Annotated in this window: 22 protein-coding genes; 8 read left to right on the top strand and 14 right to left on the bottom strand. The window is 75.1% G+C overall.

What is annotated here, in order from left to right; translation table 11 throughout:
- Positions 1 to 35: 35 nt before the first annotated feature.
- A complete protein-coding gene (locus EV188_RS06445) occupies positions 36 to 830 on the top strand; it encodes an alpha/beta fold hydrolase (RefSeq protein ID WP_133825456.1) in 795 nt (264 codons plus the stop codon).
- On the opposite strand, the gene EV188_RS06440 is transcribed toward EV188_RS06445, so the two are convergent.
- The 13 genes from EV188_RS06440 to EV188_RS06390 form a co-directional block, all read right to left on the bottom strand.
- Positions 815 to 4192 (bottom strand): molybdopterin cofactor-binding domain-containing protein, encoded by a 3378-nt coding sequence (locus EV188_RS06440; protein WP_166659750.1) that lies wholly within the window; start codon positions 4190 to 4192, stop codon positions 815 to 817. The genes EV188_RS06445 and EV188_RS06440 overlap by 16 nt on opposite strands.
- Positions 4189 to 4674, bottom strand: a complete 486-nt coding sequence (locus tag EV188_RS06435) for a (2Fe-2S)-binding protein (RefSeq protein WP_133825454.1) — start codon at positions 4672 to 4674, stop codon at positions 4189 to 4191. Before EV188_RS06435 ends, EV188_RS06440 begins: the two co-directional genes overlap by 4 nt.
- A gap of 29 nt (positions 4675 to 4703) precedes the next feature.
- Positions 4704 to 5126: a GMC oxidoreductase gene (locus tag EV188_RS32195; protein WP_424922919.1), complete on the bottom strand. Its 423-nt coding sequence runs from the start codon at positions 5124 to 5126 to the stop codon at positions 4704 to 4706.
- Positions 5127 to 5342: 216 nt separating this feature from the next.
- A complete protein-coding gene (locus tag EV188_RS32190; RefSeq protein ID WP_208114046.1) occupies positions 5343 to 6179 on the bottom strand; it encodes a GMC family oxidoreductase in 837 nt (278 codons plus the stop codon).
- A gap of 91 nt (positions 6180 to 6270) precedes the next feature.
- Complete coding sequence (locus EV188_RS06425; protein WP_133825453.1) at positions 6271 to 7566, bottom strand: MmgE/PrpD family protein; 1296 nt, start codon at positions 7564 to 7566, stop codon at positions 6271 to 6273.
- Positions 7563 to 8576 (bottom strand): LLM class flavin-dependent oxidoreductase, encoded by a 1014-nt coding sequence (locus EV188_RS06420; protein ID WP_208114045.1) that lies wholly within the window; start codon positions 8574 to 8576, stop codon positions 7563 to 7565. The genes EV188_RS06425 and EV188_RS06420 overlap by 4 nt, the downstream gene beginning before the upstream one ends.
- Complete coding sequence (locus EV188_RS06415; protein WP_133825452.1) at positions 8573 to 9415, bottom strand: alpha/beta fold hydrolase; 843 nt, start codon at positions 9413 to 9415, stop codon at positions 8573 to 8575. The genes EV188_RS06420 and EV188_RS06415 overlap by 4 nt, the downstream gene beginning before the upstream one ends.
- Complete coding sequence (locus EV188_RS06410; protein ID WP_133825451.1) at positions 9412 to 10401, bottom strand: DODA-type extradiol aromatic ring-opening family dioxygenase; 990 nt, start codon at positions 10399 to 10401, stop codon at positions 9412 to 9414. The genes EV188_RS06415 and EV188_RS06410 overlap by 4 nt, the downstream gene beginning before the upstream one ends.
- Positions 10398 to 11732 carry a zinc-binding metallopeptidase family protein gene (locus EV188_RS06405; RefSeq protein ID WP_133825450.1) on the bottom strand — a complete coding sequence of 445 codons (1335 nt, stop codon included), beginning with the start codon at positions 11730 to 11732 and terminating at the stop codon, positions 10398 to 10400. The genes EV188_RS06410 and EV188_RS06405 overlap by 4 nt, the downstream gene beginning before the upstream one ends.
- Complete coding sequence (locus EV188_RS32905; protein WP_279536705.1) at positions 11729 to 11851, bottom strand: hypothetical protein; 123 nt, start codon at positions 11849 to 11851, stop codon at positions 11729 to 11731. The genes EV188_RS06405 and EV188_RS32905 overlap by 4 nt, the downstream gene beginning before the upstream one ends.
- On the bottom strand, positions 11848 to 12639 hold the full coding sequence (locus EV188_RS06400) for an alpha/beta fold hydrolase (protein ID WP_133825449.1): 792 nt from the start codon (positions 12637 to 12639) through the stop codon (positions 11848 to 11850). The genes EV188_RS32905 and EV188_RS06400 overlap by 4 nt, the downstream gene beginning before the upstream one ends.
- Entirely contained in the window at positions 12629 to 13843 is a 1215-nt protein-coding gene (locus EV188_RS06395; RefSeq protein WP_208114044.1) for an aromatic ring-hydroxylating dioxygenase subunit alpha, read from the bottom strand. The genes EV188_RS06400 and EV188_RS06395 overlap by 11 nt, the downstream gene beginning before the upstream one ends.
- A gap of 22 nt (positions 13844 to 13865) precedes the next feature.
- Positions 13866 to 14804 carry a PDR/VanB family oxidoreductase gene (locus EV188_RS06390; protein WP_341770741.1) on the bottom strand — a complete coding sequence of 313 codons (939 nt, stop codon included), beginning with the start codon at positions 14802 to 14804 and terminating at the stop codon, positions 13866 to 13868.
- Between the two features lie 289 nt (positions 14805 to 15093).
- On the opposite strand from EV188_RS06390, the gene EV188_RS06385 reads away from it, so the two are divergent.
- A complete protein-coding gene (locus EV188_RS06385) occupies positions 15094 to 16431 on the top strand; it encodes an MFS transporter (protein WP_133825448.1) in 1338 nt (445 codons plus the stop codon).
- A gap of 29 nt (positions 16432 to 16460) precedes the next feature.
- Here the strand turns inward: EV188_RS06385 and EV188_RS06380 are convergent, their stop codons facing one another.
- Positions 16461 to 17195 (bottom strand): TetR/AcrR family transcriptional regulator, encoded by a 735-nt coding sequence (locus tag EV188_RS06380; protein ID WP_133825447.1) that lies wholly within the window; start codon positions 17193 to 17195, stop codon positions 16461 to 16463.
- 90 nt (positions 17196 to 17285) lie between these two features.
- On the opposite strand from EV188_RS06380, the gene EV188_RS06375 reads away from it, so the two are divergent.
- The 6 genes from EV188_RS06375 (at position 17286) to EV188_RS06350 (ending at position 22721) form a co-directional block, all read left to right on the top strand.
- Positions 17286 to 18041, top strand: coding sequence for an IclR family transcriptional regulator (locus tag EV188_RS06375; protein WP_133825446.1), 756 nt, complete (start codon positions 17286 to 17288; stop codon positions 18039 to 18041).
- Positions 18042 to 18271: 230 nt separating this feature from the next.
- Entirely contained in the window at positions 18272 to 19063 is a 792-nt protein-coding gene (locus tag EV188_RS06370; RefSeq protein WP_243741525.1) for a 2-keto-4-pentenoate hydratase, read from the top strand.
- Entirely contained in the window at positions 19060 to 20010 is a 951-nt protein-coding gene (locus EV188_RS06365) for an acetaldehyde dehydrogenase (acetylating) (protein ID WP_133825444.1), read from the top strand. The genes EV188_RS06370 and EV188_RS06365 overlap by 4 nt, the downstream gene beginning before the upstream one ends.
- The gene (gene dmpG, locus EV188_RS06360; RefSeq protein WP_133825443.1) at positions 20007 to 21038 is read left to right on the top strand and encodes a 4-hydroxy-2-oxovalerate aldolase; all 1032 of its coding nucleotides are present in this window, start codon (positions 20007 to 20009) and stop codon (positions 21036 to 21038) included. Before EV188_RS06365 ends, dmpG begins: the two co-directional genes overlap by 4 nt.
- A 19-nt stretch (positions 21039 to 21057) precedes the next feature.
- Positions 21058 to 22086, top strand: a complete 1029-nt coding sequence (mtnA, locus tag EV188_RS06355; protein WP_208114043.1) for an S-methyl-5-thioribose-1-phosphate isomerase — start codon at positions 21058 to 21060, stop codon at positions 22084 to 22086.
- Positions 22083 to 22721 carry a class II aldolase/adducin family protein gene (locus tag EV188_RS06350; RefSeq protein WP_208114042.1) on the top strand — a complete coding sequence of 213 codons (639 nt, stop codon included), beginning with the start codon at positions 22083 to 22085 and terminating at the stop codon, positions 22719 to 22721. The genes mtnA and EV188_RS06350 overlap by 4 nt, the downstream gene beginning before the upstream one ends.
- The last annotated feature ends 96 nt before the right edge of the window (positions 22722 to 22817 follow it).

Genomic DNA, 22817 nt, shown 5'->3' with positions numbered 1-22817 from the left:
CGTGCACCGTACATAGTACGAGCACGGGAGGCATCGTGCGTCACGGCTTCGCCGACACCCGCTTCGGCCAGGTGCACTACGTCGACGACGGAGCCGGAGAACCGGTCCTGCTGCTGCACCAGACGCCCCGCTCGTCCGACGAGTACCGCGACGTCCTGCCGCTGCTCGGCCGCCAGTTCCGGGCCGTCGCCCCGGACACCCCGGGGTTCGGGCTCTCGGACGGCCCGACCGGGCCGTGGAGCATCGAGCTGTTCGCGGCGGGCATCGTCGACCTGTGCGACGCGCTGGGCCTCGACCGCGTGTCCCTCGTCGGGCACCACACCGGCGCGGTCGTCGCCACCGAGATCGCGGCCGCCGTGCCGGAGCGCGTGCGGGCCCTGGTGGTGTCCGGCATGCCCTACGTCGACGCCGACCGCCGCCACCGGGTCGCGACGGGCCGGCCACCGATCGACCACGTCGAGCGCACCGACGACGGCGCGCACCTGCGGCAGCTCTGGGACAACCGCGCGCCCTACTACCCCGCCGACCGGCCGGACCTGCTCGAGCGCCTCGTCCGCGACGCCGTCGCCGTGATCGACCGGGTCGAGGAGGGCCACGAGGCGGTCAACCGCTACCGCATGGAGGACCGCATCACGCTCGTCCGGGCGGCGACGCTCGTGCTGTGCGGGGAGCTCGACACGTTCTCGCTGCCCGACGTCGCCCCGATCCTCGCGGCGATCCCCGGCGCCGTCGCCGAGGTCCTGCTCGGCACGGGCGTCCCGTCCGTGGACCACCGCCCCGAGCTGTTCGCCGACGCGGTGACCCGGTTCCTCGCTCAGAGCGCGTCGTAGGCCTGCTCCACCAGCCCCGCCGCGGCGTCGAGCTTCCAGCCGTTGCGGGGCAGCGGGTGGGCGTGGCGGTCCAGCTCGGCGTCCACGAGCCGCCGCACGTCGGCGACCGTCGGCCGGGTCCCGGTCAGCGCGGCCTCCACCGCGCGCAGCCGCCACGGCGTCGGCGCGACCGCCCCGAGCACGAGCCGCACATCGCACCAGCGCCCGTCGGTGTCGGCGACCACGGTCAGCGCCGCCGACGCCGTCGCGAAGTCGCCGGTGTAGAGCCCCAGCTTGGTGAACGCCCCGCGCCGGGCCGCGACGAGCGGGATCCGGACCTCCGCGACGAGCTCCCCGTCGCGCAGCACGGTCTCGCCCGGCCCGGAGTAGAAGTCGGCGGCGTCGACCTCACGCCGCACGCCGGCCGCGCCGGCCAGGACGAGCACCGCGTCCAGCGCCGGCAGCACGGTGCCGACGTCGGACGGCGTCACGGCCTGGCAGCGGTGCCCGTCGACGGCCGCGTGCTGGAAGCGGTGGTCGCCGAGGACCGCGTAGCAGGGGCTCGTCGCCCCGTTGCGCTTGTAGCAGTCGAAGCCGTTGCGGAAGAACCAGCAGCGCTTGGCCTGGACGAGGTTGCCCGCGACGGTCGCGGTGTTGCGGATCTGGGGCGAGGCGATCGAGCGCAGCGCGGTGACCAGCACGTCCGGGGTGTCGGGGTGCTCGGCGAGCTCGGCGAGGGTCACGGCGCCGCCGACGCGCAGCACGCCGTCGCGGGTCTCCAGACGCCGCATCTCGGTGACCGCCGAGGTGGCCACGAGCACGGGCGCGGGGCGCGCCTGCCGGGGGCGGTCCGGGAGCAGGTCGGTGCCGCCGCCCAAGGCCGCCGCACCCGGGCGGGCGAGCGCGGTCAGGGCGTCGTCGAGACCGGTCGCGACGAGCACCGCGGGCGCCGCGGCCGGCGGACGTGACCGCGCGCGACGGGCCGGGCCGAGGCGGGTGCCCCAGCGGTCGAGGACGTGGTGCAGCCCGAGCGGGTAGAGCGCGCGGATCGCGGCGATCCACCAGCGCGAGGGCCGGCGCCAGATGCCGTGCCGGCGACGCCTGCCCTCCTGCTCGGCGAGGGCCGTCAGCACCTTGTCCGGGGTGATCGGCAGCTCGCGCAGCCGCACCCCGAGCGCGTCGGCGACGGCGTTCGCGACGGCCCCGCCCGGCGGGACGATCGACATCTCGCCGACGGACTTCGCGCCGTAGGGCCCGGCGGCCTCGTGGTTGTCGACGACGTGCGCGCGCACCCGCGGCAGGTCGGCGCTGCGGGGCATCGCGTAGTGCAGGTAGGTGCTGTTGACGACCCGGCCCGCCTCGCGGACGAGGTCCTCGCCGAGCGCCGCCCCCAGGCCCATCGCCGCGCCGCCGACGATCTGGCCCTCGACCGCCGTCGGGTTGATCGCCGTCCCGACGTCGTGGGCGGCGAGGTAGTCGACGACCCGGACCTCGCCGGTGCGCCGGTCGACGTCGACGACCGCGCCGTGGGCGGCGAAGGCGTAGCTCGGCGACAGGTTGGCCCGGTCCTTGTCCGGCGTGAGCATCTCGGTGCCCTCGACCCGGTAGCTGGTCTCGTGGCTGAGCACCCCGTCGCGCGCCTCGGCGGCGAGCCCGACGAGGTCGCCCAGCTCGACGTCCCGGCCCTGCGCGTGGGCCCGGCCGCCGCGCAGCACGACCTCGGCGGCGTCGGCACCGAGCTTCTCCGCGGCGAGCTCGCGCACCCGCCCGGCGAGCTCGCGCCCGGCCTGCCCGACCGACGAGCCCGTCATGTGCGTCCCGCGCGACGACCAGGCGCCGAGCTCGAAGGGCGTGCGCTCGGTGTCGGTCGAGAGGACCTCGACGTCGGCGAGGTCGACGCCGAGCTCGTCGGCGGCGATCTGGGCGAGGATCGTGTTCTGGCCGGTCCCGGCGTCGGACCCACCGTGGCGGACGCGGACCCGGCCGTCGTCGAACAGGTCGAGCGCGGCGTCGCTGCGGTCGGCCTGGTCGTAGGCGAAGGCGCCGCTGCCGTGCGACCCCGCCGCGACGCCCCAGCCCCGCCGCACCGGCCCGTCGCCGCGCGGCGCCGAGCGTGCCGCGTCCCAGTCGAGGCCGTCGCGGACGGCGACGAGGCAGTCCCCGAGCCGGTTGGTGCCGACGCGGTAGCCGCACAGGGTCTCGGCGTGCTCGGGGGCGAGGTTGCGCAGCCGCAGGTCGATGGGGTCGATCCCGAGCCGCGCGGCGATCTCGTCGACCTGCGACTCCATGGCGAGCGAGACCTGCGGCGTCCCGTACCCGCGGAACTGCCCGCCGGGCTGGGTGGCGGTGTCGACGAGACGCGCGGTGAAGTGCACCCCGTCGGGCCGGTACATCGAGCCGAGGGTGATGACGCCGACGCGCATCACCGAGGTGCCCATGTGGTTGTAGGAGCCGTTGTCGACGGCGATGTCGGCGTCGAGCGCGCGCAGGACGCCGTCGGCGTCGGCCTCGGTGCGCAGGGTCGTCTCGAAGCGGTGGCGGGGCTTGTTCGCGCCCAGCTCCTCCTCGCGGGACAACGCGACGAGCACCGGGGCTCCGGCGGCGCGGGACAGGGCGGCGGCGAGCGCCTCGTGCTCGGAGGCCTTGGACTTGCTGCCGAAGCCGCCGCCGGCCGCGACCTCGCGGATGACGACGTCGTCGTGGGCGATGCCGAGGAGCTGCGAGACCTCCTTCGCGATGAACCACGGCGCCTGGGTCGAGGTCCACAGCTCGACGCGGCCGCGCGCGGCGTCCCAGGACGCCAGCGTGGTGTTCGGCTCCATGACGGCGTGCGAGACGCTCGGGTAGGAGAAGGAGCCCGACACCGCGACGACGGCGGCGCGGTGCCCGGCGTCCGGGTCGCCCCACGTGGTGTCGAGGCGCATCGACACGTTCGCCTCGTCGGTGGTGCGGACGTGCAGCCGGCGGGCGCCGGGGGAGCGGGCCTGTCCGGGCGTCAGGGGCGCGCGCCGCGGCCGGTAGCGCACCCGGATCGCCCGCAGCGCGGCGGCGGCCTGCTCCGGGGTCTCGGCGGCGACGGCGGCGACCTCCTGCCCGACGTGGCGCACGACGCCGTCGGCGAGCGGCGGCCGGTCGGAGAGCGGGCCGCCGCGGTGCACGTAGCGGGCGCCGGGCGCGAAGTCGGCGGCCGTGATCACCGCGTGCACGCCCGGCATCGCGCGCGCCCGCGTCGTGTCGATCGCGACGACCTCGGCGTACGCGTGCGGCGAGCGCAGGATCCGGCCGACGAGGCGCTCGCCGGGCAGGTCGGCGGTGAAGAGCGTCCGGCCCGCGCTGCGGTCGTCCCAGTCGATCGGCCGGACGCGGCTCCCGACCCAGCTCACGACGCCTGCTCCGTCTCGCGGGCGTCGGCCACGGTGCACACGGACGCGACGATCGCCTGGTAGCCGGTGCAGCGGCAGATGTTGCCCGACATCGCGTGGCGCACATGCTCCTGGCGCTCTTCGGAACCCGGCGGCAGCCCTGCGCGCAGCAGGGCGGTCGCGTGCACCACCTGCCCGGGCGTGCAGAACCCGCACTGGAACGCGCCCGTGTCGGCGAAGCACGCCCGCAGGTCGGCGCTCTCGGCGGCGAGGCCCTCGCTGGTCTCCACCGGCTCGCGCACCAGCACCGCCGGCGTGATGCAGCCCATCACCGGGCGGCCGCCGACGAGCACGGTGCACGCGCCGCACTCGCCCCGCCCGCACGCGACCTTCGCGGCGGTCAGGCCGAGACGGTCGCGCAGGACGGTGGCGAGCGAGGGCATGCCGGTGACGTCGACCTCGACGGTCTCGCCGTTGACGACGAGCGGGTGCTGCGGGGCCATGGTGGTGGGGCCTCCCGGGGGTGTGGCGCTCAGGCGATGAGGTCGGCGGCCTTCTCCGCGATCATCGCCGTGGGGGCGTTGGTGTTGGCCGAGGTGATGGCCGGCATCACGGAGGCGTCCGCGACACGCAGGCCCTCGATCCCGCGGACCCGCAGCTGCGGGTCGACGACGGCGTCGTCGCCGCTGCCCATCGCGCACGTGCCGACGGGGTGGAAGTAGGGCATGGCGGCCCGGCGGACGAACGTGGTGAGCGCGGCGCGGTCGATCTCCGCCCCGGGGGCGACCCGGCGGGCGACGAGCTTGCGGAACGCCGGCTGGTCGGCGAGCTCGAGCCCGATCTCGACGCCGGCGACCGCGGCCTCGAGGTCGGCCGGGTCGGCGAGCATGTTGGCCACGATGTCCAGGGTGCCGCCCTCGGTGAGGCGCAGGTGCCCGCGGCTGCGCACGTTCATCAGGCCGGGTGCCAGGCAGAAGGCGTTGGCGGGAACGGGATGGGCGGCGGCGACCTCGGCGGACACGTAGGGGATCTGCACCGACACGTAGGTCAGGTCCGGTACCGCGACGTCGGGAGCGCTGCGCCAGAACGCCATCGAGCCCTCGAGGTTGTGGGTGGGCGCCGGGAGCGGTTCCGCGGCCTCGAAGCACAGGCCGGCGATGATCGGGTGCTCCTAGAGGTTCTCACCGACGCCGGGCAGGTCGAGCACCGGCGTGACGCCGACGCCGCGGAGCTGGTCGGCGGGGCCGATCCCGGAGGAGAGCAGCAGGCGTGGGGTGTTGATCGACCCGGCGCAGAGCACGACCTCGCGCTCGGCACGGATCTCGACGTCGCCGTCGTCGGTGTGGACCCGGATCCCCGTGCACCGTCCGCCCCGCAGCACCAGCCCCGTCACCTCGGACTGCACGAGCGTGAGGCGCTCGTCGTCGAGCACGGGACGCAGGTGGCCGGTCCAGGTGCTGGTGCGCTCGCCCCCGCGCACGTCCATGGTGATCGGGCCGGCGCCGAGGGGCTCCGCGACGTTGATGTCGTCGAGGTAGGGCATGCCGTAGCTGATCCCGGCCTCGACGAGGGCCTGCGCGACGGGGTGCAGGTCGGTGGCCGTCTCGACCTCGACCGTCTCGGCGCGCCGGAAGTACGGCAGCACCTCGTCGTAGCTCCAGCCGGTGGCGCCGCCCGCGGCCCAGCCGTCGTAGTCGGCGCGCTGGCCGCGCACCCAGACCAGGGCGTTCGTGCTGCCCGACCCGCCGAGCACCTTGCCCCGCGAGAGGAACAGGGTGCGGCCGTCGAGGTGCTCCTCCGGCCCGTAGGAGTAGGCCCAGTCGTGGGGCCCGCCGATGTTCTCCACCCAGCGGGCCGGGTCGGTCGACGACGCGATGCCGTCGGGCGACCCGCCCGCCTCGACGACGACGACCGTGGCACCGGACCGCTCGAGCAGGCGGCGGGCGACGACACAGCCGGCGGTTCCGGCGCCGACGACGACGTAGTCGGCCGAGCGAGGGGTGCTCATGGGGCTCTCCGCGGGGTGGTGGACGGGAGGGTTCGTACTATGTACGGGACAGTGAACGAGCGGTGGCCGTCGCCGTCAAGCGACAGTCCTGTTACGGCCCCCGACGACCGGCCCCCACGAACGGCCCCGCGTCGAGGTCGAGCCACCCGGCGAGGTCCTGCCCGGCCAGGCGTGACGCGCGGGCGAGCAGGGCGGCGTCGTCGAGGGGGCGTTCCGGATCCCCGGGCGGGACGAGACAGCTCGCCGCGCCGACCGTCCCGCCGTCGCGCTCGACGCGGACGTGCGCCCCCCAGCGCGCCGGGAAGGCGGCGTCGAGGTCGTCCGCCGCCGCGAGCTCCACCGCGATCTCGGGCCCGCGCTCGACCCCGGCGGCGACGTCCCGGTACCAGCGCGGATCCGCCGCGCGGCCGACCGCGTGGCCCCGGACGGCGACCACGGCGCTCGCCGCGGCGGTGGTCGCGTCCGCGGGAGCCGGGTCGGCGGTGACGAAGTGCCGCGCCGCCGCGGGCAGGGCGACGACGACGGTGTCTCCCGCGCGCGGCGCCGTCCCGATCTCGTCGAGGGCGGCGAGCGCGGACTGCAGCGGGCGCGAGCACGGCCAGGTCTTGGTGCCGACGCCGGTCACGTGCGGTGCGCCGGGCGGTGACGCGGGCGCCGGAGGATGACCGAACAGGGCCGCGGCGGGCCCGTCGAGCAGGGTCGTCGACACCGCCAGGCCCGCCTGCGCCCCGCGCGCCGCGCGCAGCCCCGCGCGGGCGGCGGTGCCGGCGAGCAGGTAGTGGCCGTGGCCGAGGACGTCGGCGGAGAGGAAGCCCCCGATCCCGGCGGCGGCGAGGGCGAGCGCGCGGGTCGTCGCGTCCTCGTCGAGCCCGAGCAGCACGGACGTCGCCGCGGCCGCCGCGAGCGGGCCGAACACCGCCGTCGGCCACAGCCCGCGGCCGTAGAGGGCGGGGCCGCCGAAACGCAGGCTCGCGTCGATCCCGGCCTCGTGCCCCGCGACGACGGCGCGCGCCAGCAGCTCGCCCGGGCACCCGTGCGCGAGCGACACGGCGACCGCCGTCGGCACCACCACCGCGCCCGCCGCGAACGCGCCGGGGCCGTGCAGCGGGTCGAGCTCGTCGAGGTGCGCGAGCGTCGCGCCCACCTCGACGGCGTCGTCGAGCGCGCGGACGCCGGGCACGCCCGGGAGGACGACCCCACCGCGCCGGGGGTCGTCGTCCACCTCCGGCACCAGCGGCAGCCACGTCGTCGCGACCGGGTGGCCCGCTCCGGACGCCACGCAGCCGAGGACGTCGAGCACCTGCCGGGCGGCCTGGTGCCGCGTGTCCGCGTCGGCGTCCCGGGCCGCGGCCACCGACCGCGTCGCGAGCTCCGCGAGCGTGCTCACCGGCGGGGCAGGACGTCGCGGGCGAGGTCGCCGAGGAGACGCTCCGGCAGGTCGTAGGACCCGACGTGCTGGAGGAACACCCCGTCGACACCCGCCGCGTCGAGCTCCGCGAGGCGCGCGTCGATCTCCTTCGCGCTCCCGAACAGGCAGAACTCGCGGGCGAAGCGGACGACGGCCTCGTCGGAGACGTACGCGTCGCAGAACCGCACGGCCGCGTCCCAGTCCTCGGCGTGCACGAGGTCGGGGTAGACGCCCTCGACCGTCGCCGGTGTCGTCACCTCGATCCCCGCCGCCGCCATCGCCGCGCCGCCGCCGTTGCGCGCGATCTCCACGCAGATCGGCTTGAGCTCGCGGGCGTCACGCTCGACGTCGTCGGTGACCCGGCAGAACGCCGACACGGTGATCGGCGCGGGCGCCCGGCCCGCGGCCTGCGCCCCCTCCGCGACACGGGCGGTCGCGAACGCCAGCGGGCCCGGGGCGACGCCGGAGAGCAGGATCGCGCCGTCGGCCACCTCGCCGGCCAGCCGCAGGTTGCGCGGCCCGCTCGCCGCGAGGTGCAGGGGCACGTCCAGCGGATCCCGCAGGCGGGAGGTCACCCCGGGGAAGTCCACGTCCTCCCCGGACAGCAGCGACCGGATCGTCGCCATCCCCTCGCGCAGCGCGCGCCCCGTCGACGGCGACATCCCGACCGGGCCGACCGAGCTGTTCCCGACGCCGAGCCCGAGCACGAACCGGCCCGGAGCGATCTCGCCGACCGTCCGGGCCGCGGAGGCGACGACCGCGGGGTGGCGGGTGGCCACGTTGGTGACCGCCGTGCCGACGCCCACCCGCTCGGTCCCCGCCGCCACGGCCGCGGTGACGGCGAAGACGTCGCGCCAGAGCAGCTGCGAGTCGGGGAACCAGAGCTGGTCGAGCCCCGCCGCCTCGGCCTCGCGGGCGAACGCGACGAGGTCCGGGATGGGCGCGCACGGCGGGATGCGCAGGCCCAATCTCATGGTGTGACCGCTCATGACAGGAAGGTCAGCGCGAGGTCGTCGAACCGGGCGCTGTGCTCGTGCTGGGGCCAGTGCCCGCACTCGCCGAAGATCTCCAGCTTGGCGCCGGGGATGGACTCCTGCATGCGGTGCGCCTCGGGGACGTCGCCGAACGGGTTCTGCGCGCCCCACACGATGAGCGTCGGTGCCGCGATGCGCGCCATCTGCTCGGGCGTGAGCAGGTCCTCCGTGCGGTTCTCCATCTGCTGCAGGCACAGCAGGTGGTCGATGCCGGCGACGAACGCCGGGCGGTGGTAGATGCGGTGGCGCACGTCGACGAGCTCGTCGGTGACGTTCGCCGGGTCGTGCATGAGCAGCTCGAGGCGCTGGCGGGTCAGTGCCCGGTCGTCGGTCTCGACGGCGCGGCGGGTGCTGGTGCGGATCCGGTCCATCACCTCGGGGTTCGCGACGGTGCCGCCGGGCGCGACGAGCACGAGCCGGCCGACGCGCTCGGGGTGGTCGGCGGCGAGCCGGCCGGCGACCCAGCCGCCGAGCGACTCGCCCACGACGTGCGCCCGCTCGATGCCCTGCGCGTCGAGGTAGGCGAGCACGTGGTCGACGTAGCGGGGAATGCGCAGGTCGCCGCCGGGGTTGTCGGTGTAGCCGTGACCGAGCATGTCGAGCGCGTGCACGGTGAAGCGCTGCGAGAACGCCGGGATATTGCGGACGAACGCCTCGATGTGCCCGCTGGTGCCGTGCAGCATCACGACGTGGTCGGGCCCTGCGCCGGCGCGCAGCACGCGGGTGCGTGCGCCGCCGACGGTCTCGTGGCTGATCGCGAAGTCGACCTCGGCGAGGTCGGTCCAGAGGGTCATCGGGCGTTCTCCAGAGCAGTCGTGGTGGTGGGCAGGGGGAGGTGGGCGGGCGTCATGACCGAGACCCCCATGCCGGTCAGCCAGGGGCCGACGGCGGCGTAGGCGGCGGTCGCGGCGCGGGGCGGGCCGTCGGGGCCGGTGAGCGCGGCCTGCACGGCGAGCCAGGACCGGATCTCGTGGGCGCCGTTGCCGGCCTCGGCCTCGAGCTCGTCGTCGGTCATCGCGAGCACGGGGGCGACGTCGCCGTCCTCGAGCATCGACAGGAACCGTGCGTCGAAGTCCGCGTTGATGTCCGGCCGCGCCGCGCGGATGATCTGCCGGCGCCGCACCTCGTACTCGGCCCAGGAGTCGCGGCCGTTGAGCCAGGCCTCGACGAGGAAGCGGTCGTCGTCCGACAGCGTCGCGAACCACTTCGGCCAGGGCAGCCGATGCGAGAGCCCGCCCGAGGCGATGAGCGCGACACGGCGGTCGGCGCCGTCGGAGCGCAGCACCCGCCCGATCGTCGCCCCGAGCCGCGCGCACCGCGCCAGGGGCGGCAGCGGCGGGGCGAACATGTTGAGCACGACGGGCACGATCGGCACGTCCAGCGCGGGCACCAGGTGCTGCAGCGAGTGCGTGATCCCGTGGTCGACGGTCAGGCGCAGCGAGAACGCGGGGTCGAAGCCGTCGGCGACCATGCCGTCGACGAGCGAGCGCGCGAGCTCGGTGTCGACGGGCAACGGGCCGCCCGGGGTGCCCGCCTCGCCGGCACCGAGCACCTCACCGACGCCGACCGTCACGGCCGGCATGAGGTCGAGGAACATGCCGCGGAAGTGGTTGGAGCCGACGACGACCACCGCGTCGGGCCGCGCGGCGGCGAGCGCCTCGCGGGCCGTGGCGAGGCCGTCGCGGAACCGGTGGGCCTCGGGGAGGTGGTCGACCTCGTCCCAGTGGGTGTTCATCAGCGTGCTGTGCGAGGCCCCGAGGCCGAGCACGATCTCGCTCACGACGGCGTCCTTTCGCGGGTGCACAGCGACACCGCCGTGTGCACGAGGTGCCGGGCCAGCCGCAGGGCCTCCCGGATGTCGACGACGTTCATCCCGGCCGGGAAGTCCAGCGGGATCGGCGCGTCGGGGCCGATGCGGTCCATGCCGATGCGCGCGGTCGGCAGCCCGCGAGTGCGCAGGATGTTCGCGTCGGTGGCGCCGCTGTTCGCGACGATCGGCGCGTGCTCGCGGCCCGCGAGGTCCTCCCAGGCCGCGATCGCCGCGGCGACGACCGGCGCGTCCTGCGGCGTGTGGGTGCCGGGGATCGCGAGGACCATCTCCCAGTCGACGTCGAGCTCGGGGTGCCCGGCGGTGATGGCGGCGATCGCCGCACCGAACTCGCGGCGCACGTCGGCGGGGGTCGACCGCGGGCTGGTGCGCAGGTCGACGGTGAAGCGGCACAGCGCCGAGGTGGCCGATGCGAGCCGCGGCCAGCCGCCCTCGACCGAGGCGACGATGCCCTGCGGCGCGACGAGCCCGTCGGTGTGCCACGCCGCGTACTCCGGGAACCAGCGCTCCAGCGCGTCGATCACCGTCGCGGCGTGGGCGATCGGGTTGCGGTACGGCATCCGGTGCCGGGACCCGACGTAGGAGAACGCGCCGCGCACCCGCACCTCGAACCAGCAGAGGCCGACCTCCTCCCACGCGACGGCCCAGCCCGGCTTGGCGATCACCGCGTGGTCGGCCCACACGCCCTGCTCGAGCAGGAACGAGGCGCCGACGCCCTGACCGGTGTTGCGCCGCGTCAGGCCCCGGGCGTCGCGCCCGTTGGTGGGCATGCCGCCGGCGCCCAGCCCGACGAGCAGGTCGCCGCGCAGCGGGATCCCGGCCGTGGCGATCGCCTCGGCGGCGGCGACCACCGCGGCGCCGTGGCCCTTGGGGTTGCTCGCGCCGAGGCCCAGGACGTGGTCGCCGTGCACCTGGGCGCGGGGCTGCATGTCGGTACGCAGCTCGGGGCCGATCCAGGGCACGTCCTCGGCCGGGTCGCCGACGGTGAACGTGTCGATGGGCGCGTAGAGCAGCAGGCTCTCGCCGGTGCCGTCGCCGGCGAGGCGGCCGTGGGCGTTGGCCTGGCGGTCGTCGAGGGGCTGGACGCGACCCGCCAGGCCCGCGGCGTCGAGCTGCCCGGCGAGCCACTCCGCGAGCGGGCCCTCCTCGCCGGTCGGGCTGGGGATGTCGACCATGCCGACGACCAGCTCGGTGAGCCGGCCGGCGTCGAGACGCGAGCAGGCGTCGTCGACCCAGCGGCGCTGCTGCTCGGTGAGGGTCGAGGGTTTCGCGGGCGCGCTCATCGCCCGGCCCGGACCGTGCGGACGGTGGTGCGCCGGCCGAGCTTGGCGAGGGCGCCGGTGCGGGCGGCGACGACGACCCCCGCGGTGGCGGCGAGGGCGGCAGCGGCGAGTCGGGTCACGACGAGCTCCCCAGGTGGGCGTCGACGAGCGCGGCGACGGCGTCGGGGCGCTCGGACTGCGGGTGGTGGGCGGTGGCGTGCAGGACGGTGAGGTCGGCGCGGGGCAGCGCGTCGGCGAGGGCGGCGGCGTAGGCCGGGCCGGCGAACGGGTCGTGGCGCCCCCAGACGAGGTGCACCGGGGCGGCGACGGCGTCGAGGTGCTCCGCGAGGTCTTCCGGCGTCCCGCTCGCCCCCTCGGCGAGGCGGTCGGCGCGGAACCGGGCCGCGACCAGGGCGTCCGGGAGCCGGGCGCCGTCGTGCCACTCGGCGTCGGTCATCAGCCGGCGCATCCGGTCGAGGTCGGGACGACCGTCGCCGGCATAGGCGGCGCGCAAGCGGGCACCGAGACCGGGGTCGAGCAGGTCGGGGACGCCGCCCGGCGCCGGCGTCGGCGTGCTGCCGATCAGCACCATGCGGCGCACGGCCGCCGGCGCGTCGCTCGCGAGCAGGAGCGCGACCGAGCCGCCGTAGGACTGCGCGAGCACGTCGACGGGGCCGACACCGAGCTCGTTGAGCAGCTCGCGCAGCGCGGCGGCGGCCGTGCCGAGACGGGGACCGCCGGCGGCGGGGGAGGCGCCGTACCCGGGGAGGTCGACCCACAGCCACGACCGCTGCGGGCGGGCGGCCATCACGGCGCCGAAGTCGCTCGCCGCGTGGCAGCCCGGCCCGCCGCCGTGCAGGACGAGGGTGACCGGCCCGCCGACAGCGCCGGCGCGCCCGTGCGAGAGGACCGCGGCGTCAGTGTCCACGGCCGGCCACCGACTGGACGACGACGTCGCTGTCCTCGATGTGCTTGCGCCATGCCGTCAGCGAGAGGTCGGGGCGGTAGAGCCGCTCGGGCGGCGAGTCCATGACGTCGACCATCCAGGCGTCCTGCGCCGTGAACTGGCCGTGGAAGAGCCAGCGGATCGCGCCGAGGTACTTCGCCTTGAACGCCGCGGCCTTCAGCCCGGTCTCGAACCGGACCATGAGCTGCACGTAGCGCACGTGGTCGGCGTCGACCGGGACGTACCACTCGTAGTGGATGAACTGCGGGTACGCGACGCGCAGGATGCCGGGCAGCCGGATGCTGACGAATCCCGGCAGGTCCAGGCCGGCGATCACCGGGTTGGCGTCGCCGTTCTTGCCCGGGCGGTCGGGCAGCGGCATGCGCTTCCACCAGCGCTTGTTGCTGAAGGTGCCGACGCCCGGGAACTCGGCCTCCCAGTGCACCTCGTCCTGCACGCGGATGAGCCAGCCGTCGCGCTCGACGATGCGCGTCTTGTTCCAGGTCGGCATGACCTTGAACAGCCGCCACAGCGCCGTGTTGTGCAGGTACTTCGCGTGACCCTCGTCGAACCCGTTCTCGGCGGCGAAGCGCCAGTTGCCGTCGCGGATCTCGTTGCGGCCGCCGAGGACCAGCGTGTTCTCGGTGAGCTCGGTCGGGATGTCCTCCTCGACGGGCGGGGCGGTGCCGTCCTCGGAGAGCTCGCCGATGTAGACGAAGACGAGCCCGAGGCGTTCCTCGACCGGGTAGGTCGCGACCGAGACCTTGCCGCAGATCGGGGAGTCGGGGCCGTCGGTGATGACGGCGGCGAGCCGGCCGTCCTCGAGGTCGTAGGTCCAGCCGTGGTACGGGCAGGAGATCGTGCCGGGGAACTGGCGCCGGCCCAGCGAGAGCGGGACGCCGCGGTGCGGGCAGCGGTCGTGCAGCCCCCGGATCCTCCCGGTGCGGTCGTCCCGGACGAGCACGACCTTCTCGCCGCAGATCGTCACCGGCACCGGTTTGCGGCCCACCTCGTGCGCCCAGACGGCCGGGTACCAGTGGTTGCGGAACCCCAGCTCGGCGCGGTCGTAGGTGCTCCATGACGTCCAGTCGGAGCCGGCCTGCACGGGCGGGCCCGGCTCGGGCGCGGGGCCGCGGCGCGGGCGCCGGGCGCGGCGGGGGACGGTGTCGGTCGCTTCGGTGGTCACGAGGAACTCCTGTGGTGGGTGCTCAGAGGTCCAGCACGAGCTCGGCGCCCCGGGCGCGCGAGACGCAGGGGGCCATGACGTCGGTGCGGTCGGGCTCGGTGAGGGCGTCGCGGTGCCACGGCGCGCCATCGACGACGCCGACGAGGCAGCTGCCGCAGACGCCGTCGCGGCACGCGTTCGGCAGCCCGATCCCCGCGGCGTCGAGGACCTCGAGCGCGGAGCGGTCGGCGGGCACCGCGAGCCGGCGTCCGGTGCTGGCGACGACGACGTCGAACGCCTCGAGGACCTCGTCCCCGTCGCGCTCCGCCGCGGCGAAGCGCTCGGCCCGCGGGGCGGGCAGGCCGCGGTCGGCGCAGTGGCGCTCGACGGCGCCGATGAGCCCGGCCGGGCCGCAGACGGCGACGGCGGTGTCCCCGTCGACGTCCTTGAGGAGCCGCTCGAGGTCGGGCGCGCCGTCGGTGTCGTCGGCGTGGACGGTCACGCGGGTGCTGTCCAGCGCAGCGAGGTCGTCGAGGAACGCCATGCTGCGCCGGGACCGGCCGAGGTAGACGAGCTGCCAGTCCGCGCCGCGCGCGGTGAGCTCCGCGGCCATGGTCATCACCGGGGTGATGCCGATGCCGCCCGCGACGAGCACGTGCCGCTCCGCGTCGGCCAGCGGGAAGTGGTTGCGGGGGCCGCCGACCTCGACCTCGTCGCCCGGGCGCAGCCGCTCGTGGACGTGGCGGGACCCGCCGCGCGAGGCCGGCTCGCGCAGGACGGCGACGCGGTAGCGCCGGCGCTGGGCGGGGTCGCCGCACAGCGAGTACTGGCGGACGTGCTCGCCCACCGCGAGGTCGATGTGCGCCCCGGGGGACCAGGCCGGCAGCAGCCGGTCGGCCGGGTCGCGCAGCTCGACGGCGAGGACGCCGTCCGCCTCGCGGCGCAGCCCCACGACCTCGAGGTCCATCACGGTGTCGTCCACGCCGCCTCCGGTCCGCTCGTGCTCGTACTAAGTACGGTACGGACGATGGCACACGGGCCGACGAAAGTCACGAGCGCTCGTATTTCCGTTGTGTGACGAGGCGGAGCCCTCGGAAAATGCGTGCTTGACGGCGCCGTGCACCGCACCATACAAAGTACGAACACCCGATCGGACGGTGTGCTCGCCGGCGACGTCGCCGCCGAGCACGGCAGTGCGCGACGAGATCGGGTATCACCGAAGCTCCCGGCCCCGGCCGCGTGACTTCCCCGCCCTCCTCCCGGGAGACCCCATGTCCGTCACCACCGGACCTCGCCGCAGTCCGGCGAAGGCCGTGATCGCCAGCTGGATCGGCACGACCATCGAGTACTACGACTTCGCGATCTACGGGCTCGCGTCGTCGCTGGTGTTCGCGAAGCTCTTCTTCCCGACCTTCGACCCGCTCGCCGGCACGCTGATCGCGCTGTCGACGTTCGGCGTCGGCTACGTGGCGCGCCCGCTCGGCGCGCTGATCTTCGGCCACTTCGGCGACCGCGTCGGGCGGCGCACGATCCTCGTGATCACGCTGCTGATGATGGGCGGCTCGACGTTCCTCATCGGCCTGCTCCCGACCTACGCGAGCATCGGGATCGCGGCGCCGATCCTGCTCGTGTTCCTGCGCATCCTGCAGGGCGTCTCGGTCGGCGGGGAGTACAGCGGTGCCGTGCTCATGACCGTCGAGCACTCCGAACAGTCACGGCGCGGCGTGCGCGGCGCGCTGGTCAACACCGGCACCTCGACCGGCATGATCCTCTCGAACCTGGTCTTCCTTGCCGTCCTCACGCTGCCGGAGCCCGCGCTGCTGTCGTGGGGCTGGCGCATCCCGTTCCTCGCCAGCGGCGTCCTCGTCGTCGTCGGCTTCGTCGTGCGCTGGACGCTCGAGGAGAGCCCCGACTTCGTCGCGGTCAAGCAGGCCGGCGCCGTGCGTCGCCTGCCGCTGATCGAGGTCCTGCGCGGCAGCGGGCGCGCCGTCGTGCTGGTCGCCCTGGCGACGATCTCGGCCGGCATGGTCTTCACGCTGACCACGGTCTTCTCGATCTCCTACGGCCGCACCGCGCTGGGCCTGCCGAGCTCGACCATGCTCGCGGTGCTGCTGCCGGCCGCGGTCGTGCTGCTCATCGCGATCCCGATCGCCGGGCGCCTCGCCGACCGGGTCGGCGTGCGCGCGGTGTTCCTCGTCGGCGCGGCCGCGCTGGTGGTCACGCCGTTCGCCTGGTTCGCGCTGCTCGACACCCGCAGCTACGGGCTGATGCTGCTCGGCTTCGTCATCGTGTTCCTGGCCTACTCCGCGAACTACGCCGTCTTCCCGGTGTACTTCTCGCAGGTCTTCCCGGCCGCCCTGCGCTTCTCGGGCATGGGCATCGGCTTCACCATCGGCACGATCCTGGGCAACGCGTTCGCCCCGGCCGTCGCCGCGTCGCTGCTGGACGCCACCGGCGGCTGGTGGGGCATCGCGCTCTACATGGCCGGCGGCGCCGTGATCTCGCTGCTCGCGGGCCTCGCGCTACGGCTGCCCGAGCAGCCGTCGGACGCGCCGGCCGCCCCGGCGACGACGGGCGAGACCCGCGCGGTGCCGGCCGCGGGGAGCTGACCCGAGCGCTGTCGAGCGCGGTCCGGGCCTCAGGTCCGGGCCGCGCGCTGCGTCGTCTGTGCCGGGGCTGTCGGCAGCTGGGCCACCATCCCCGCGATCCAGGCCTCGAGGCCGTCGGCGAACTGCTCGTCGGTCGGCAGTGCGGGCAGCTCCTCGGCCAACCCGACCGTGTGCGGGAAGCGGTCCCGCGACAGGCCCGCGTAGAAATGCGAGCGCTGGCGCCGGGCCTCGGACCGATCGTCGTCCTGGCCCTGCCCCTGCCCCCAGCTCCGCGGCGCCTGGTAGGCGGCGAAACCCAGGGCGTAGGTGATGAGGAAGCCGTAGCAGCGCACGGCGAGCGGGCCGGTGATGCCGGCGGCGGCGAGCCGCGCGAGCACCCCCTCCATCGCGTTGACCAGCGCGCCCGGGCTGTCGGTGACCCGCGTCGAGAGCAGGCGGACGACGCTCGGGTGGTCGCGCATCATCGCGAGGAACGCGTGCCCGAGGCTGCGCAGCGCCGCGGCCGGCTCGGTCTCGACCTCCGCGGGCAGGTCCATCGACCCGAGGATGCGGTCGCCCATGGCGTCGAGGATCTCGTCCTTGTTGCGGAAGTAGCCGTAGAGCGTCATGACGCCGACGTCGAGGTCGGCGGCGAGACGCCGCACGGTGAGCTTGTCGAGGTCCGCCTCCTGGTCGGCGATCGCGAGGGCCGCGTCGACGATCCGGTCGGCGGTGAGCGCGACGGCCGGCGCGGAGCCGGTGCCTCGACGCCGACGTGGCGGCACGACATCCTCCTGCTGCGACGGGCGAACCGGACGAACGCCGTACCGTTCACTGTATCGAGCGGAGGTGCCGACAGCGGGGAGTATGGCCGCATGGGCGTGCCGGAGACGGTCCTGGGCAAGGCCCTCGCCGTGCTGCGGGCGTTCACCGCCGAGGACGCCGCGCTCGGGTTCGCCGAGATCCAGCGGCGCACCGGGCTCGCGAAGAGCACCGTGCACCGCACCCTGGGCGAGCTCGTCGACCACGGCCTGCTGGAGCGCACCGAGGGCCGCTACCGCCTGTCGGGCCTGGTGTTCGAGCTGGGGATGCGCGCGTCGGTGGGGCGCGGGCTGCTGGAGGTCGCGACGCCGTTCCTCGAGGACCTCTACGAGCGCACCCACGAGACCGTGCACCTCGGCGTGCGCGAGGGCGCCGAGGTCGTCTACGTGGCCAAGATGGGCGGGCACCGGCAGGCGCGGTCGCCGTCGCGCCTGGGCGGGCGCATGCCGCTGCACGCGACGGCGATCGGCAAGGTGCTGCTCGCCCACGCGCCGGCCTCCGACGTCGATGCGCTGCTCGCCGGTCCGCTCGCCCGCCGCGCACCCCGCACGATCACCCATGCCCCGGTGCTCCGCGCCCAGCTCGCCGAGGTCCTCGAGCGCGGGGTGGCGTTCGAGCACGAGGAGTCGGCCACCGGGATCACGTGCGTCGCCGCCGGCGTCGCCGAACCCGGCGGCGTGCGGACGGCGGTGAGCGTCACGGGCCCGGTGCACCGCTTCCACCCCGAACGCCACGCCGACGCCGTGCGCGCCGCGGCGTCCGGGATCGCGGCGATGCTCGCCCACCGCGCGGCCCTGCGCGAGCCCTGAGCTCGCCGGCCTTCCGCAGCGAACGGGCGGTTCGCTGCTTCTACGCGCCCGAAGTCCCCGGTCGCGGGAGTGCTCGCGCAACACCGCGGTGATCAGGGGCGACGTCACGCACCTCGGCGGGTCCGCGAGGTGCGTCAGGACGCCCGTGATCTCCCGGGAGCCGCGTCGAGTTCAGCTCAGCGGAACTCCTTGCTGGTCTCCTCGACCGGCCGCGCGGCACGGTGCTCCCCGTGCCCACGCAGACATCCGCCGTCGACCAGGCCGCCGAGCGCCTTCTCGACGCCGCCGCCACGGGAACGCCCTGCGCCCCGGTCCGCGACCTCATCGGCCCCGACGACGTCGACGCCGCCTACGCCGTGCAGCGCCGGCTCGCCGCGCACCGCGTCGAGGCCGGCGCGCGGGTGGTCGGGCGCAAGATCGGGCTGACGAACCCCGCGGTCCAGGCCCAGCTCGGCGTCGACTCCCCGGACTTCGGCGTGCTCTTCGACGACATGGCGGTCGACGGCGTCGTCCCCGCGGGGCGCCTGCTCCAGCCCAAGGTGGAGGCCGAGGTCGCGTTCGTCCTCGGGACCGACCTCGCCGACGGCGACCTGGACGACGCGCAGGTCCGCGCCGCCGTCGACCACCAGCGCGCCGCCCTCGAGATCGTCGACAGCCGCATCGCCGGCTGGGACATCACGTTCGGCGACACCGTCGCCGACAACGGGTCGAGCGGGCTGTACGTGCTCGGTCCCGAGCAGGTCGGGCTCGACCAGGTGCGCCCGGTCGACGTCGCCATGACCCTGGACCGCGGCGGCGAGCAGGTCTCCACCGGCACCGGGAAGGCCTGCCTCGGCGACCCCCTGGCCGCGCTGGCCTGGCTGGCTCGCACCGCCCGCGACCTCGGTGACCCGCTGCGCGCCGGCGAGGTCGTGCTGTCCGGCGCGCTCGGGCCGATGGTCGCCGCCGCACCCGGCGACCGGTTCACCGCGTCCCTCACCGGCCTCGGCGACGTGGCCGTCCGCTTCGAGGAGGAGAAGTGACCACGAAGGTCGCGATCATCGGGTCGGGCAACATCGGCTCCGATCTCATGCTCAAGATCGTCCGGCTCTCGGAGACCCTCGAGGTCGCTGCGATGGTCGGCATCGACCCCGACTCCGACGGCCTCGCCCGCGCCCGGCGCCTCGGCATCGCCGCGGTCGACACGGGCGCCCAGGGCCTCGTCGAGCTCGACGGGTTCGACGACATCGACATCGTCTTCGACGCCACGTCGGCGAAGGCCCACGTCGCCAACGCCGCGCTGCTGGCCCCGCACGGCAAGCGCCTCGTCGACCTGACGCCCGCGGCGATCGGGCCCTACGTCGTCCCGCCGGTGAACCTCGAGGGGCTCGGCGACGTCACGGACGTCAACATGGTCACCTGCGGCGGCCAGGCCACGATCCCGATCGTCGCCGCCGTCGCGTCGGTGGCGCCCGTGCCCTACGCCGAGATCGTCGCCTCGATCGCGTCGAGGTCGGCGGGCCCGGGCACCCGCGCCAACATCGACGAGTTCACCGAGACCACCGCCGCCGCGATCGAGCAGGTCGGCGGCGCCGGGTGCGGCAAGGCGATCATCGTGCTGAACCCGGCCGACCCACCGCTGATCATGCGCGACACCGTGCTGTGTCTGGTCGGCGACGCCTCCGAGCCCCAGGACGAGCAGCTCCTCGCCGCCGAGATCACGAGCGCCGTCGAGGCCATGGTCAAGACCGTCGCCGAGTACGTGCCCGGCTACCGGCTCAAGCAGGCCGTGCAGGTGCGCGCGATCCCGGACGACCAGCCGCTGCACACGCTGATCGGCGACGCGCCACGTCCCACCCACCAGGTGTCGGTGTTCCTCGAGGTCGAGGGCGCCGCGCACTACCTCCCGGCCTACGCCGGCAACCTCGACATCATGACCTCGGCGGCCCTGCGCGTCGGCGAGGAACTGGCCCAGCGGAGCGCCCGATGACGACGAACCTGTACGTGCAGGACGTGACCCTCCGGGACGGCATGCACGCCATCCGGCACCGCCTCGCCCCCGACGCGGTCGGGACGATCACGCGCGCACTGGCCGACGCCGGCGTCGACGCGATCGAGGTCTCGCACGGCGACGGGCTCGCCGGCGCCAGCCTCACCTACGGGCCCGGCTCGAACACCGACTGGGAGTGGATCGCCGCCGCCGCGGAGGCGATCGAGGCGAGCGACAACAGCCCGGTGCTGACCACCCTGCTGCTGCCCGGCATCGGCACGATCCGCGAGCTGCGCCACGCCCACGAGCTCGGCGTCCGCTCGGTCCGCGTCGCCACGCACTGCACCGAGGCCGACGTCGCCGCGCAGCACGTCGCCACCGCCCGCGAGCTGGGCATGGACGTCTCCGGCTTCCTCATGATGAGCCACATGGCCCCGCCCGCCGAGCTCGCCCGCCAGGCGAAGCTCATGGAGTCCTACGGCGCGCACTGCGTCTACGTCACCGACTCCGGCGGCCGCCTGACCATGCCCGACGTCGCCGAGCGCATCCGCGCCTACCGCGACGTCCTCGACCCCGGCACCCAGATCGGCATCCACGCCCACGAGAACCTCTCGCTCTCGGTGGCCAACTCCGTCGTCGCCGTCGAGGAGGGGGTCACGCGCGTCGACGCCTCCCTCGCCGGGCAGGGCGCCGGCGCCGGCAACACGCCGCTCGAGGCGTTCGTCGCCGTCGCGAACACCTACGGCTGGACCCACCGCTGCGACCTGTTCGCCCTGCAGGACGCCGCCGACGACCTCGTCCGGCCCCTCCAGGACCGGCCGGTGCGCGTCGACCGCGAGACCCTCACCCTCGGCTACGCCGGGGTCTACGGCAGCTTCCTGCGCCACGCCGAGAACGCCGCCGCCCAGTACGGGGTCGACACCCGCGACATCCTCACCGAGGCCGGACGGCGCCGGCTGGTCGGCGGGCAGGAGGACATGATCATCGACATCGCCCTCGATCTCGTGGCCACCCGCGGCGCGGCCTGACCACGGCAGACTGGAGGCCATGGCGCGCACCGTGGACTGGGACGACGGCGACGGGGGAGCGGTCACGGCGATCGACCAGCGGGCGCTGCCCGCCGAGTACCGGGTGCAACGCCTGGCGTCGGTCGACTCGCTCGTCGCCGCGATCGCCGACCTGACCATCCGTGGCGCCCCGGCCCTCGGTGCCGCGGGCGCCCTCGGTGTCGCGCTCGCCGCGCGCCGCCACCCCGGCGACCCCGACCGGGTGCGGTCCGAGGCCGAGCGGGTCGCCGCGGTCCGCCCGACCGCGGTGAACCTGCGCCGCGGCGTCGAGCGGGCGCTGGCGCGGCTCGACGAGGGCGCCGACGCCGTGGTCGCCGAGGCGTGCGCGGTGCTCGACGAGGACGAGGCGACGAACCGGCGGCTGGGACGGCGCGCCGCCGACGTCCTCACCGCGCTGGGCCCCGACCGCCCGCTGCGTCTGCTCACCCACTGCAACTCCGGCGCCCTCGCGACCGTCACCTGGGGCACCGGGCTCGGCGCGGTCCGCGAGCTGGCCGAGCGCGGCCGGGTGGCCGAGGTCCTCGCCTGCGAGACCCGCCCGCTGCTGCAGGGCGCGCGCCTGACCGCCTGGGAGCTCCGCGAGATGGGCGTCGCCCACCGCCTGCTCGTCGACGCGGCGGCCGCGTCGGCGATGGCCCGCGGGCTCGTCGACGCGGTGGTCGTCGGCGCCGACCGGATCGCCGCCAACGGCGACGCCGCCAACAAGATCGGGACCTACGCGCTGGCCTGCGCCGCGGTGCGCCACGGGCTGCCGATGGTCGTGGTGGCGCCCGAGTCGACGGTCGACCACGCCACCGCGTCCGGCGACGACATCGTCATCGAGGAGCGGGACGGCGACGAGGTCCGGGCGTTCGCCGGCGTGCCCACGGCACCGCCGGGCACGGCCGTCTACAACCCCGCCTTCGACGTGACGCCCGCGGAGCTGCTCGCCGCCGTGGTCACCGAGGAGGCGACGTTCCGGGCGGGCGCGTGGGAGCGGGAGGCTGCGCTGGAGAGGGGGCTGCGGTGAAGATGCGGGACGAGCGCGAGGCCGTCATCGCATACTCGCGGCGGATGGCCGGCGACGGGCTCGCGGTCGGGACGTCGGGCAACGTCTCGGTCCGCACCGGTGACCTCATCGCCATCACGCCGACCGGCGTCGCCTACGACGACCTCACCGCCGCCGACGTCTGCCTCGTCGACCTCGACGGCGAGCCGGTGGACGCGCGGCTGCGGCCGTCGTCCGAGGTGCCGATGCACACGGCCGTCTACCGGGCGACCGACGCCGGCGCCGTCGTCCACACCCACCCGCTGTACGCCACCGCGCTGTCGACGCTGCTCGACGAGCTGCCGCCCGTGCATTACCTGGTCGCGCAGCTCGGCGGGCCGGTGCGCGTCGTGCCCTACGCGCCCTACGGCACCGAGGAGCTCGCGCGCCTCGGTGTCGAGGGGCTGGCCGACCGGACGGCGGTCATCCTCGCCAACCACGGCGCGACGACCTACGGCGAGCACCTCGAGCAGGCGTACACGCGCAGCGTCTACCTCGAGTGGCTCTGCCGGCTGTGGGCGCAGGCCCGCACGCTCGGGGAACCGCGCCTGCTCGACGCCGAGCAGATCGAGGCGGCGCGGGTGGCGTTCGGGGGCTACGGGCAAGCCCAGAACTAGGTGTACTGACCGGACACGTTGGTTGAGCGCGTGTGACGACACGGTCTGAATGATCTTGAGGGGAGGACCTCTCGGGAGTGCTGTGGAGCTGTCTGA

It is taken from the genome of Actinomycetospora succinea (assembly GCF_004363095.1).
Lineage (GTDB): Bacteria > Actinomycetota > Actinomycetes > Mycobacteriales > Pseudonocardiaceae > Actinomycetospora > Actinomycetospora succinea.
This window is presented reverse-complemented; position numbering and strand designations above follow the sequence as displayed.

What these genes read in the sequence shown, in the direction of transcription:
- EV188_RS06435 (WP_133825454.1), bottom strand. Translation starts at nt 4,674, where the DNA reads ATGGCCCCGCAGCACCCGCTCGTCGTCAACGGCGAGACCGTCGAGGTC.
- EV188_RS32195 (WP_424922919.1), bottom strand. Translation starts at nt 5,126, where the DNA reads ATGAACGTGCGCAGCCGCGGGCACCTGCGCCTCACCGAGGGCGGCACC.
- EV188_RS32190 (WP_208114046.1), bottom strand. Translation starts at nt 6,179, where the DNA reads ATGAGCACCCCTCGCTCGGCCGACTACGTCGTCGTCGGCGCCGGAACC.
- EV188_RS06420 (WP_208114045.1), bottom strand. Translation starts at nt 8,576, where the DNA reads ATGAGCGGTCACACCATGAGATTGGGCCTGCGCATCCCGCCGTGCGCG.
- EV188_RS06415 (WP_133825452.1), bottom strand. Translation starts at nt 9,415, where the DNA reads ATGACCCTCTGGACCGACCTCGCCGAGGTCGACTTCGCGATCAGCCAC.
- EV188_RS06405 (WP_133825450.1), bottom strand. Translation starts at nt 11,732, where the DNA reads ATGAGCGCGCCCGCGAAACCCTCGACCCTCACCGAGCAGCAGCGCCGC.
- EV188_RS06385 (WP_133825448.1), top strand. Translation starts at nt 15,094, where the DNA reads ATGTCCGTCACCACCGGACCTCGCCGCAGTCCGGCGAAGGCCGTGATC.
- EV188_RS06375 (WP_133825446.1), top strand. Translation starts at nt 17,286, where the DNA reads ATGGGCGTGCCGGAGACGGTCCTGGGCAAGGCCCTCGCCGTGCTGCGG.
- dmpG (WP_133825443.1), top strand. Translation starts at nt 20,007, where the DNA reads ATGACGACGAACCTGTACGTGCAGGACGTGACCCTCCGGGACGGCATG.
- mtnA (WP_208114043.1), top strand. Translation starts at nt 21,058, where the DNA reads ATGGCGCGCACCGTGGACTGGGACGACGGCGACGGGGGAGCGGTCACG.